Source organism: Xenorhabdus miraniensis (genome assembly GCF_002632615.1).
Map to the genome: position 1 here is coordinate 172,191 of NZ_NITZ01000005.1, position 12,623 is coordinate 184,813.

Here is a 12,623-nt window from a genome sequence, read left to right on the forward strand (position 1 = left end):
GTGCGCTCTCGAACAGTAATTGGCCACAATTCGCGTACTGGCTTGACCTTTTAAGTGCACTATAATACGGTGAAAGGGAATAAACTGAGATTTACTCAAAACTTAACTGCCTGCAAGTGAGCGCTTATTGTAGCTCTCTGTTGGAATAAATGGTTTTCATACCAAACATAAAATAGATGAAATTGTGACTTGACTATGAACCTTTGTTTTTACACATCTAACTCAAAGAAATACACTTATGCCGAATCTATTTTTTCCAGTCATGCTGACATAAACTTGGTTCATAAAAGCTTCGACTTTAAAGAGTTACAAGCTGATGATCCTCAAGAAAACCTACTATTTAAATTAAATCAGGTTCCACACGCTCCTTCTTCCTATGTTTTTATTGAGGACAGCACCTTCCACATAGATGCTCTTAATGGTTTCCCCTCGCTGTATACTAAATACATTTTATCTTCATTAGGCGTTCAAGGAATTATTAATCTATTAGCAGGAAAAGATAACCGTGAGTGTTATTTCATCAATCACTTGGCGCTCAGAACGGAAAATAATAAGGTAATCTTTTTTTCAGGCACTACAAGAGGGTTATCTATTTCTCTCTCTCCTTTAGAGCACAGTAATGAAACAGGCTGGTCTGATCTTTGGCAAATATTAAAAGTAACAGATAGTGGGCAGTTCTACAGTCAGTTAACTGAAGGACATAAATACCTTTTCAACCAACAGAATAACAATACTGATGCTTTTCAACTACTCAGGGAGCATCTTACTGAGAGAGAGTTATAAAACGAGTTTATTCACGTCACATTAGATGTTTTTTAATTTTATCAATACACGAACAACTATCGCTCACAATAACGATCTTAGATACAAACTCTGGATGAATATCAAAGAAGTTATCTAAACGATTATCGAACTGTTTAGCAAAACGTAATAGCTCTAGAGTGTTATAAAATGTCTCTTTAGGTCGTGTTCTTGCTAACTTTGATAATAAAAATCGTTTGACTATACGTATAGCGCAAATCCAGTACGGAACTTTAAATCTAATGATTAATGAACATTCTTTAAAAAAAGGAATTAAACGTTTGTCATAGGCCCCTTCAACAATCCACTCATTTTTAGCTTTAATTTCACGCACAAGGTCGTTAATAACTTCTTGTGAATTTTTTACGTACTCTTCCTGTGTTCGATCCCAGTAAATTTTGTCAAATTGATATGCTGTAGTATGGAACTCTAAAGCTAGCTTTTTAGATGCTGTCGTCTTTCCCGCACCTGAAGGCCCAACGATGCAAATTTTCATATTCACTTTTAACTAGTTGTAGCATAAAGGATAAGGCCCTTTTTATATCTCAAAGAGCTTCTAAGATGGCCGCTTTGAAAACGGCAAAACATCGTACGCTAAGACTATTCCTTAAACAATAGTTTTCTGATTTGCTACTTTGACTCTGAGAATGGTCTGCCGTGTCGTACTGAACTCACTAGCAATAGCGCTTATGCTTGCCCCCGACTTAATTCGATCAAGCACAGAGTAGTGATTATATCTGTCGTAATAATTTTAAACTGGGATTAGGAAAATACCGCCCATTACGCACTGCTCGGCTTGTATGAAAAATAGCCTTAACATGGGTGTTTTCCGTTTTCTAAGCAAACCTCTAATTAGTGCTGCTAGCGGCTCTATTTTCGCTCCGCGTCCGTGCCTTGGCTCTAAAGGCGGAACAGTAGGTGGTGGTTGAATATTTTTGTTTGCTATCTTACGGCAAATTTTATTGTTTATAAACAACAGCTTAATAAAATAACAGAAATCGATATCTGTTCTACTTATTAAAAGATACCTTTGAAAAAGTAAGATTTATTGAATAAGATGGTGTGAGTAATTAGCCGTAATTTTTACGTAGCATAACCGCTAAGACGCACTTAAATTGCGTGAAAAATAAACTATCAGGGATAGGAAAATGGAAATGTCTGTTCCGTTCAAACTCTCTCAATGGATTATGTTTTGGCGAACTGTAGACATTGAAGTCAGGAGGTAGCTTTGAATAATCATAATCAAAGCAATCATAATCAAAACAATCAAAATAAAGATAACTACGAAAATAGTGGTGATAAAAAATCACTTATCGTGCTAACCGATTCTCAACAAAATCAAGATAAGCTGGTGTCGTTATCAGCATCGGGAAAGCAGATATATGAAAACCCCGCAATTGCATATCTTGTCAGTCTTGGATCAAAACGCAGTCGCCAAACGATGAAATCATTTTTGGATATCGTGGCAAAAATGTTGGGATACCAAAATGTGCGGGACTGTGCTTGGCACGCACTCCGTCGTCACCATGTTCAAGCAATTATGGAAATGCTTTCAGATTCAGGTAAGGCACCGGCAACAATTAATACTTATCTTTCTGCTTTGAAAGGGGTTGCATTGGAAGCCTGGACAATGAAACAACTCGACACTGACAATTTTCAACATATAAGACAAGTGCGGTCTGTCAGGGGAAATCGGTTGCCAAAAGGCAGGGCGCTTGAGCGTTATGAAATAAAAGATCTATTTTTTACCTGTGAAAACGATATTAGCACAAAAGGATTACGTGACGCGGCGATTATTGGCGTGCTCTTAGGTTGTGGTCTGAGACGATCAGAAATTGTTTCGTTAGATATGAAACACATTATTCGTCGCGAACAGGCACTAAGGGTGATGGGAAAAGGGAATAAAGAACGCTTATCTTATATGCCAGAAGGAACATGGGAACGTTTAAATCGTTGGATAGATGAAGTACGCGGGGATCATGCCGGCCCGCTTTTTACCCGAATTCGTCGCCATGATGATGTAACTGATAACCGTTTGTCAGATCAAGCTATTTATCACATCCTTGAGATACGCAGAGTAGAAAGTGGATTGGAAAAATTTGCGCCACATGATCTGCGCAGAACATTTGCATCAGCCATGTTGGATAATGGTGAAGATATCGTAACTGTCAAAGATGCTATGGGGCATTCAAGTATTACCACAACCCAGAAATATGATCGACGTGGAGATGAACGCTTAAAGAATGCCGCCAGAAACTTAAATTTTTGACAGGAAGAATAGCTACTAAACAGTTTGTCGACTGTTTCATTCAGTATTATTTTCTGATTATTAATAAATATTATGATAGGTGTACTTGTATGACCTCAAAAACACTATGGAGTACCTATGGTTCAACTTCTCTCTTCGTTTTATTATGGAGTAGTGGTGCCATTTTTTCCCGTTGGGGGCTGGATCATAGTTCTTCTTTTGCCATTTTGACGGTACGTTTTGCAATTGCTTTTTTGTTTTTATTAGTACTCTTCATGTTCAAAAAACGCTATCTCCCAGTTTCAGGAAGTAGGAAAAAAGTTGCCGCAGTGGGGTTATTGATCATTGGCGGATATTCTATTTTTTATTTTCTGGCATTGGAACATGGAATAACCCCCGGTATTTTAGCTACGGTGATGGGAATTCAGCCGATTATTACACTTTGGGTAATGGAGAAACATTTCACAGCTCACCGTTTAATAGGATTGTTCTTGGCTTTCATCGGCTTAGTGCTTGTAGTATTTCAGGGATTGGTATTGACTGAATTTTCCTTTTCAGGCACTTTTTTTGCTCTAGCGGCCCTGTTTTGTATAAGCATCGGTGCTATTTTTCAGAAACAAATTCATCAAGCCCCCTCTGAAGTACTACCATTGCAATATGGTGTCAGTTTATTACTTTGCCTGTTATTTATCCCTTTCAAGCCTTTTCATATTGAACCCGTTATAGGTTTTATTGTACCTGTATTGTGGCTTGGTTTAGTCATCTCTGTCGTTGCTCAATTATTACTTTATCGGCTTATCAGAGCGGGTAATTTAGTCAATGTCACTAGCTTGTTTTATCTTGTGCCAGGGGTAACAGCAATAATGGATTATTTATTTTTAGGTAATACGTTATCTGCTCTAAGTATTCTTGGAATGATCTCTATAATAATTGGCTTAGCTCTGGTTTTTCGTAAAAAAGAAACAAAAGAGATTAAAAACATTAAATGAGTTCAAGTGTGAAATTGCCCGAATTTTATTTCGGGCAATCTATTTATCAACGAGCTTTTATCATTTATCAATCTCATTATTCTTCATCTACCTTGATAGGGCAAACAAACCCATCAGGCTTTATAGCTAACAAATCACATTTAATCCGATCGATAACATGTTCGGCAGTATTGCCAAGAAATGCGGCTGATAACCCAGTCCGGCCAAGGATGCCCAAAACAACTACACCTGCATTTAATTCATCACATATTTCAGGAATCACCTTTTCCGGCACACCTTCATGAACGTGGGTTTGTTGTTCACTGATATGGAATTTCTGTCGCAACTCTTTCATTGCAATCAAATGTTGGCCACGCAATGCCTGATTGTACACATTAGGGTCAAAATCAGGCAATTCAGTTGCAATATTTAAAGGGGCGGTTGGATAAGCATTAACGAGATGAATCAAGGGATCTTTTACAATGCGATTGGCGAGATCTTGTGTTTCACGCACTAATTTTAGATTCAATTCATTATGATAAGGTTCTTCATTGGATAAATTGACTGCAACCACAGCAGAACCATTTTCTGGCCATACTTGATCTTTTACCATCCAGACAGGGCAAGGACTTTTACGTAGCAGGTGCCAGTCCAGTGGAGTAAAAATCATCGACTCCAACCGGGAATGTTGGTGAGCCATTTTCAATAGTAAATCATGATTTCCAGTGATAACTTCTTGAATAATGGCTTCATAAGAACGATTATGCCAAACCACTTTAATCTCAATATCAATTCCTGATTCAAGATAATAATGGGCTTGTTGTTTTATCCAAGCGACTCGTTGACCAATCACACCTTTCCGCATCGCGTTTCTTTCTTCAGGAGAAAGCAGGGTAGTCATTTCATATGAAAGGTCATAAATAGGTAAAAATGCTTTAATGCGGCCGCCATTGCGTTGCACGATATAAACTGCACGCCTTAATGCGGGTTGATCATCCTGATTGGGATCAATTGCGACCAAGAGGTTTTGGTAGTTTGCCATACTGAATTCCTCGCAGAGTCTGGATGCCTCTTTAATACAGAAGATAAACCAATATGGACAACTATAACAGGGTAAAAGAATGCCAGATCAGCAAAATATAGTGATCTGGCTTAAAATTTAGATAATGTTAGGAAACATTGGCGGGAGCTTTACCAGCCAATTCGGTCAATTTATCCATATTTTCGACAGCGATATACTTACCTTTGACAGCCAGGATACCATTCTTCTGGAAACGACCAAGCAGGCGACTAATGGTTTCAACGGTCAAGCCTAAGTAATTACCAATGTCGCCACGAGTCATTGTCAGGCGGAATTCACGAGGTGAGAAACCACGTTGTGCAAAACGACGTGACAAATTATAGATAAATGCGGCCAGCCTTTCTTCTGCGTTCTTTTTGGATAGCAACAGGATCATTTCTTGATCACCTTTGATTTCTCCACTCATCAAACGCATCATCTGCTGGCGGAGATTAGGCATTTTTCCTGAAAGGTCATCCAGAGTTTCAAATGGGATCTCACATACCATTGATGTTTCAAGCGCTTGAGCGAAACTGGGGTGTTCAGTGTTAATGATGGCATCAAATCCAACTAGATCACCAGCAAGATGAAAACCCGTAATTTGTTCGTCGCCTTCTTCAGTAATTGTATAGCTTTTGATGGTTCCTGAACGGATGGCATAGAGTGATTTCAATGAATCACCAGCCTTGAACAAGGTTTGCCCTTTCTGGATGGGTTTCTTGCGCTCGATGATATTATCAAGCTGATCAAGCTCATGTTCATTTAAGGTGAAAGGAATACAAAGCTGGCTAATGCTACAATCCTGACAGTGGATTGCGCAACCACCAGATTGAATCCGACGAATAATACGTTTTTCCGGGATCATGGGGGAGTGCTCATTAGAAGTGATTGATATGCGTAAATTTAACATATTTAGGTAGCTCTGGTAAGAGCCAGATACTCGCATTAATCACGGCATATATCATCACTAGCGAAAAAAGATGATTAACGTCGAACTTGCGTAAAACTTTAGCCATTCAATATAATATCTTAATTAAACTGAAATTTAATTAATAATATATGGATGTAATACGCGTCGATGATGTTGTTTGGTTACAGATAAGTGGAATAGGATTGACATGAGTGAGTGGTTGTTAATTGCATTTACAATGGTAATGCAAAGTTCTGTGGGGCTTGTACTGATGAGTGTACTTTGTGTTTACTGGTTTAAGCACGAACTAAACACATGGCAACATTCAGTAACTATTCTTGTGCAAAAAACATTATTAAAAACATACTTAATAAGTAGTGTACTGGCAGGTATCGGGTTTATCTCCTCTTTGAACATTTGGGGATATCCACTTAGTGTTTACCAATCGCTACACAATGTTAAGCAGGATTGGATAAACATAGAAACGATTTTTGCTGCTGTCTATTTTGGCTTACTCGTACTACATACACTTTTGGTTGCGCTTAGAAAGCGGATTTATGATTATATCATGTTGGTAATTGGCATCGTTGGAGTCATTGACGTCCACTATATGGCGATTATTTACGTCAATAGTGACATGGTGACATGGACGAACATCAATACCTATTTTCTGTTCTATGGTGCGATATTTACTTTAGGCCCTGCATTGGCTTTATCATTTATTGCCTGTCCGTTAAGAAAATTCATTCGAGGAAAATTACCTATTAAGCTAGTGATGGCTGCGCTCTTTGTTGTTTTTATCAGTGTTACTGTACGGCTGATTGAGCATCCGGCCTATATGGAGTGGTTAGCAGAAATCACGATGGTTAATGACAATATGATCTTCCCACATCAAACTGAACTTAATATCAAAAGTGCCTTTGGACTAAAAATGCTTTCATGGTGCCTATATATTATTGCAATGGCAACCTGGATTTATGCCTTATGGAAGGGAAGAGATAACCTATTAATTAATAATGCTTATTCTATCCTTGTCGGTTCGATGCTCATATTTATCGCTGAATTGATTAATCAATATACATTTTTTATTATGTGCAACTTATGATAGATAATTCATACTACTTCCATTGATTATCCTGCGCCTTACGTTCCACATAACAGAATCCGTGACGTTGTCACCAATTCTGTTATGTGTGAACAGTATCATGTTTATGATTTCTATACGCAATATTTTCACCTTAATAATATGAGATATTCTTCTCGTTTCTTTGTGGTAGCGCACAAATTTAAAGATAATTATTAACTTATTATTAATATTCTAAGAACTATGTTTTATATCTATAAAAATAGATTGATTTGGCATATGTTGCAGAAAGCTCTTGCGCATTGATCAAAAATCAAACTATTTATTTCAATGAGTTATTGTAGGTGTTTTATAACCGCCACATGAGTTTGTCATTAACCATAGAAAACAAAAACAAATTAATAATAAGTTTATAAATCGACTTTACTACAAAACACAAAGAACCAGTTAAAAGGCTGCGTAATTATGACTAAACCACTTCATCCTAATTTAAATGTAGATGCGTTATTTTTAGGACCAAAATCAGAGAATGCGGTTTTTTTTAGAGAGATGATGGACTATGCGGTTAACGAACATATGTACTGGCGTTCAGGTTTTCATCCTGGAGATTCTGAGTTAATCACATCAGTTGATCGCTATGAGCATAATTATAGAGAGACACTTTATCGGACAGAAGGAATTTTAAATCAACTGTCAGCAAAACTAAAAAACACTTCAATTCCTTTCTTTTCTCCCCGTTATCTTGGCCACATTAACAGCGACACATTAATGGTTTCTAATCTTGCGTACGTCATGGCCATGATGTACAACCCGAATAACTGTAGTTATGAAGCATCCCCGACAACAACAGAACTAGAACTTGAATCGGGATTAGATCTTTGCCGGATGTTTGGTTATGACCCGCATCAATCTTGGGGGCATATTACTTCTGGCGGTACAGTCGCGAATTATGAAGGCTTGTGGGTAGCCAGGAATTTAAAAACATTACCTTTTGCAATATCTCAACATCCCAAGGCAAAAGATCTGGTCAGTCATAAGTCGCCAAAGCAATTGAAAAATATGCCAACGGCTGAAATTCTGGATTTAATCAGTACGCTCCAAGAACGCGAAATTTTTGAAGAAGTACGTGATATGACATGTCGTGGTACAGGAACTAAACCAGAAATATTAGGCAAGCTGTTAGTTCCACAATCTAGACATTACTCTTGGATGAAAGCGGCAGATATCTTTGGTATTGGTCAGGAAAATATTATTCCATTACCTGTTAATGAAAATTATCAAACTGACGTTGCTCAAATGCGGAAAATCACCTTAGAGTTAATCGAGCAAGGCGAGTCAATTTTGGCGATGATTGCTGTGGTTGGCACGACAGAAGTTGGTGCAATTGATCGGATTGATGAAGTCATTGCCTTGAGGCAGGAGTGTGAAGAGCGTTATAGTGGATCTTTCTATATTCATGTTGATGCGGCTTATGCAGGATACGCTTGCTCCATGTTGCTGAATGAGCAGGGCGAATTTATTGAATATGACGAGATTGCTAATTGTCATCGTTCGATAGGTATTATGCCGGAAAACATCAGTTGGCCGAAGCCAGAAGTTTATAACAGCTTTAAGGCATTGAAAGAAGTGGATTCGATTACAGTTGATCCTCATAAAGTTGGTTTCATTCAATATGCTGCGGGTGCAATTTGTATGAAAGACAAACGCATTCTTGATTTGATCTCTTCTCGTGCAGCTTATGTTTTTGAAGAAAACAATGACAAAGCAAACCCGGCTGTCAACAATAGAAGTATTCTTGGCGCATCTATTATGGAAGGTTCAAAAACGGGGGCAACCGCAGCATCGCTTTGGGCCGCTCATCGCTTATTACCTTTGAATATCAGCGGATATGGGAAAGTCATTGCTGCTGGTATCGTTACAGCACAAAGGTTAATAGACAAATTGGCAAATATGTCACCCATAGAAGCAGGTAAGCATCGGTTTGAAGTACATGTTATGCCATCCCCAGATTTTCATATGATCAATTTTACATTCAAAGAAATTGGGAACGAAAATCTGGAAAGCCACAATGCGCTCAACAAGCGGCTTTATGAGCTGTGTTCCTATTCTACAGGACGAGCTTATACCAACGACTTCCTCACATCATCAACCATACTGGATTATAAAGAGTATGGTGATACACCAAGACACTACGCAGAGCGGTGTGGTTTTAGCCGCAGTGAATGGGATAAAATTCGCCGTATCTTTGTATTGCGTGCAGCGGTAATGACTTATTGCTTACGTGATGAAGAGCACTTTGAAGAGTTCTGGAATCAGCTTCAAGCTATCTTTGCTAAAAAACTGAATCAGTTGGTTGATGAAGAAGAGAAAAAAGCACGATTGAAATCAAGTTTAGATGCACCATTACTTGGTCAATAGATAAACGTCCAAACATTGTTCAATTAAGATTTGAATATTAAAAATGGTTGAATGTAAAAGAGTCTATTTTTATAGACTCTTTTTTTAAAATTAATGATTTCTGTTTTGCTTATCCCTTGGCAAATGGGCATTAATGCGAGGGTTTATCACCCAGTGATTTGTCGTTTTTATCACCATAGGTTCTGGTATGTTTATCATTTTATGCCTGTCCAAACTGTCCAAAAGTCTTTCTCAACAATATCAGTCTTGTTACCCAACGATTTTTCCATATGGTTGATAAGGTGAGTGATTTCTTCATCACTCAATTCGTGCAAAATAGAGCGGCCTTTGCGTAGTTGAAAATCTGCGGCCAATTGTGAAAAATCCTTATAAGTGTTGTTTTTTTCTAAAAAAGGTACTGCCTTAACTTGTTTAAATCCTACTGCTTTTAGTCCATTAATGACTTCAATATTGTCCGGTCTACGTTGGGTTTCAAAATGATATAGGTGAGGGTAAACATCAAAAATATAGTCCCGAATATGTTCAGGTGAATTCGGAAGTTGGATATCCTGAAGGGTTCTGTCCTGTAAAATGTACATTCCACCAGAACGTAATAAACGATGGGCTTCAGCAAAACATGTTGTTCTGTTTTCTTGGGTTATATGGTGGATAAGCGCTCTTTCAAAAACAATATCCTGACTGTTATCAGGCAAACCAGTGCAAAGAGCATCACCTTGTTTGATCATGATATTCGAAAGACCGTGAGTATTTTCTGCCGTATCAGCTAGCATCTGCTGTGAAAAATCAACACAAGTGACTTTCTTCGCCCCCATTTTTACCCACGCCAGTGAATAAATACCACCCCCGCAGCCAATATCTGCAATTTCTTTATTACGTGGTTCCACCAGTTTTTGGATTAAATCGTACCATTCCTGTTGAGCATCACGGCCAACGTAAGTATGTCTGTTTTCTTTAGCATTAAAGTTAATTGGCATAATAGAGATCCCTTATAGCGACTATTAGTTTATTGCCAAGTTTTATCAGCTAACAATAGGAATAGCACCTAAAGAAACACCCAACCCGATTAGAATAACGCCAATGATTCGATTGAGCATTGTTTGTTTTTCTAACATTGCAGATCTAAGTTTTTGGTTGGAAAAGAAAATAGCAACACCAACAAACCAAAAAAGGTGCATTAGAGAAATAAAAATTCCATAGCCCATTTGCAAGCTAATACCGGTCGATGGGGAAACAATTTGAGTAAATGTGCTGACAACAAAAAGTGTTGTTTTAGGGTTTAATACATTTGTCAAAAAACCTGTTCTAAACGCGGTAATTGAGACAATCTTTGTTGAGTTAATATCAATATCAACTTTCGTTTTTGATGTGAGTGTCTTATAACCAATATAGATAAGGTAAATAGCCCCTATAACTTTTATAGCAAGCAATATATTAGGAGAGTGAGCAATCAAAATACCAATCCCAAGTATGGTATAAGTAACATGCACCAAGATACCTACCGCAATCCCAAATGCCGCCAATATGCCTGCTTGCCGACCATAAAGGTAACTATTACGGGTGATCATCGCAAAGTCAGCTCCCGGGCTAATAACAGCAAGAATGGTAATAATGGCTATAGCAATTAACTCTGTCATTATGTTTCCTGATTATTGGTTTTCATATTTTGGTAACTTAACCTGAATTCTGGATAAGAAATTGACGAAATTCCTGTTCCAAGAGCAACGTTTTGGTGTGCACCAAAAACCGCTCTGGGGAGGAGCAGGCAATGAACAAATTAGTTGAAATTTTCTGCGATGTCGATGACTTTTGTCGTTTTTTCATTCCTTAATGGGCACAGTTTTGTCTCAATAAGGGGTATCGTCAGCGCCGTCGACAAGGTCACATGTATCCCCGTGAAATCATAACTTGCTCAGTTAGACCTGTTTTGTCGGTGTCGCCCCTTCCGTTTTGGTGCCACCATAGGGTGTTTGGGGGGAGGGGGTAGCATAACGAGGAAAAACCTCAATGGATTACATTCTTAAACAATAACCGTTTATTTCAGATAGAAAAAAGCTTCATTTATGATCTGATAATTGTCGCCAAACTCAATATCAGAAACACGAATGAAGCCTGTAATGATTATCGCTATCAAACTTAAGGATAGGGTTGTCAAATCCTGCATTTTCTAACTGACTTTTCGCGATCTTGCTCTGGAACATCTTCCACAAGATTATTGTTATGATGTACGCCGTTAAAACTCTTACCGGTTGATGTTTTTATACATTTTTTAGTTAATTTATGACTAATATCTGAACCTTGTTTTTGGTCTAACAACATATTCATTTTGTTAGTTAACTCCTTATTTTCATTTTGTAGCTTGACATATGTGATACCTGCTTCGCGCATACTTTTCTTGAACCTATCACACACTTTAATGTATTTTTTATAAATACCCTCTGCCTCTTTCTTATATTTTCCATATGATTCATTAAATTTTATTCTTAATTTATGATCATGAAACGTCCGCTCTAATTTTTGATAAACTTTAAAAACTTCAAATTTATTAGAAAAGATAGAAAATTTAATGACAATGGATTTATCTTTATCAATTAAATTAATATAAATTTTTTTACCTAATAATAAAATATCCTCGATTTTATCAAAAGAATCTGAGAATAAAATTCTATTATTTCTATGTTTCTCTATAGTTAAATGATTCCCAGTGTCTCTGGTGTTTAGTCTGAAAATGTAATTACCAAATTCATAATTATCATTTTTATCAATGCCACTCATGATTTATTCCTTATTTCTTTTCTAATTATACTCTGCGTCTTTCAAGCTGCCTTTTTGTTGGCTGCAAAATCCGATCGAGCAAAATGCAATCAAATGAACAATTCTTTAAACTTTTATAGGAGGCCATAGAGTTAAAGAATAATATTTACATTTTAAGGATAAATATCAATCAAAGTATGCTCGCGCCCTGCTGGAATGATAAGTGTCTACTAATTTAAACTCAGTGACTGGCAGATTCAACTTCCAAATGCAACGCTACCCACAACTTATGCAGTCTGTCATAGTTTGAAGTGATGTGATGGACGCTCCCTTTTTCAGAGGCAAACAGTGCCATCTTTCTTTCCGATGCACTGAATTTCGGG

At 37.5% G+C, this 12,623-nt stretch carries 11 protein-coding genes and 2 pseudogenes; 6 read left to right on the top strand and 7 right to left on the bottom strand.

The window, feature by feature from the left end; translation table 11 throughout:
- Nucleotides 1-195 precede the first annotated feature (195 nt).
- Nucleotides 196-783: a non-canonical purine NTP pyrophosphatase gene (locus Xmir_RS07070; RefSeq protein ID WP_099113695.1), complete on the top strand. Its 588-nt coding sequence runs from the start codon at nt 196-198 to the stop codon at nt 781-783.
- A 16-nt stretch (nt 784-799) separates the two neighbouring features.
- Here the strand turns inward: Xmir_RS07070 and Xmir_RS07075 are convergent, their stop codons facing one another.
- Nucleotides 800-1,297: an AAA family ATPase gene (locus Xmir_RS07075; protein ID WP_099113696.1), complete on the bottom strand. Its 498-nt coding sequence runs from the start codon at nt 1,295-1,297 to the stop codon at nt 800-802.
- A gap of 111 nt (nt 1,298-1,408) precedes the next feature.
- Nucleotides 1,409-1,522 (bottom strand): annotated as a pseudogene (locus tag Xmir_RS07080) (helix-turn-helix domain-containing protein); the annotation flags it as partial.
- Between the two features lie 630 nt (nt 1,523-2,152).
- Here Xmir_RS07080 and Xmir_RS07085 point away from each other — a divergent pair.
- Nucleotides 2,153-3,070: a tyrosine-type recombinase/integrase gene (locus tag Xmir_RS07085; protein WP_244170883.1), complete on the top strand. Its 918-nt coding sequence runs from the start codon at nt 2,153-2,155 to the stop codon at nt 3,068-3,070.
- 89 nt (nt 3,071-3,159) lie between these two features.
- Entirely contained in the window at nt 3,160-4,038 is an 879-nt protein-coding gene (locus Xmir_RS07090; protein ID WP_099113699.1) for a DMT family transporter, read from the top strand.
- A gap of 76 nt (nt 4,039-4,114) precedes the next feature.
- Here Xmir_RS07090 and uspE read toward each other — a convergent pair whose 3' ends face one another.
- Together uspE and Xmir_RS07100 are read right to left on the bottom strand one after the other, a co-directional pair.
- Nucleotides 4,115-5,059: a universal stress protein UspE gene (gene uspE / locus Xmir_RS07095; protein ID WP_099113700.1), complete on the bottom strand. Its 945-nt coding sequence runs from the start codon at nt 5,057-5,059 to the stop codon at nt 4,115-4,117.
- 127 nt (nt 5,060-5,186) lie between these two features.
- On the bottom strand, nt 5,187-5,942 hold the full coding sequence (locus Xmir_RS07100; RefSeq protein ID WP_099113701.1) for an FNR family transcription factor: 756 nt from the start codon (nt 5,940-5,942) through the stop codon (nt 5,187-5,189).
- A gap of 253 nt (nt 5,943-6,195) precedes the next feature.
- On the opposite strand from Xmir_RS07100, the gene Xmir_RS07105 reads away from it, so the two are divergent.
- Nucleotides 6,196-7,092, top strand: a complete 897-nt coding sequence (locus Xmir_RS07105) for a dimethyl sulfoxide reductase anchor subunit family protein (protein WP_099113702.1) — start codon at nt 6,196-6,198, stop codon at nt 7,090-7,092.
- A 444-nt stretch (nt 7,093-7,536) separates the two neighbouring features.
- Nucleotides 7,537-9,489, top strand: coding sequence for a pyridoxal phosphate-dependent decarboxylase family protein (locus tag Xmir_RS07110; RefSeq protein ID WP_099113703.1), 1,953 nt, complete (start codon nt 7,537-7,539; stop codon nt 9,487-9,489).
- A 194-nt stretch (nt 9,490-9,683) separates the two neighbouring features.
- On the opposite strand, the gene Xmir_RS07115 is transcribed toward Xmir_RS07110, so the two are convergent.
- Both Xmir_RS07115 and Xmir_RS07120 read right to left on the bottom strand, forming a co-directional pair.
- Complete coding sequence (locus Xmir_RS07115) at nt 9,684-10,463, bottom strand: class I SAM-dependent methyltransferase (RefSeq protein ID WP_099113704.1); 780 nt, start codon at nt 10,461-10,463, stop codon at nt 9,684-9,686.
- A 45-nt stretch (nt 10,464-10,508) separates the two neighbouring features.
- Nucleotides 10,509-11,123, bottom strand: coding sequence for a LysE family translocator (locus Xmir_RS07120; protein WP_099113705.1), 615 nt, complete (start codon nt 11,121-11,123; stop codon nt 10,509-10,511).
- A 131-nt stretch (nt 11,124-11,254) separates the two neighbouring features.
- Here Xmir_RS07120 and Xmir_RS07125 point away from each other — a divergent pair.
- A pseudogene (locus tag Xmir_RS07125) lies at nt 11,255-11,395 on the top strand (IS982 family transposase); the annotation flags it as partial.
- Nucleotides 11,396-11,637: 242 nt separating this feature from the next.
- Here the strand turns inward: Xmir_RS07125 and Xmir_RS07130 are convergent.
- Entirely contained in the window at nt 11,638-12,261 is a 624-nt protein-coding gene (locus Xmir_RS07130) for a hypothetical protein (protein WP_099113706.1), read from the bottom strand.
- Nucleotides 12,262-12,623: the final 362 nt, after the last annotated feature.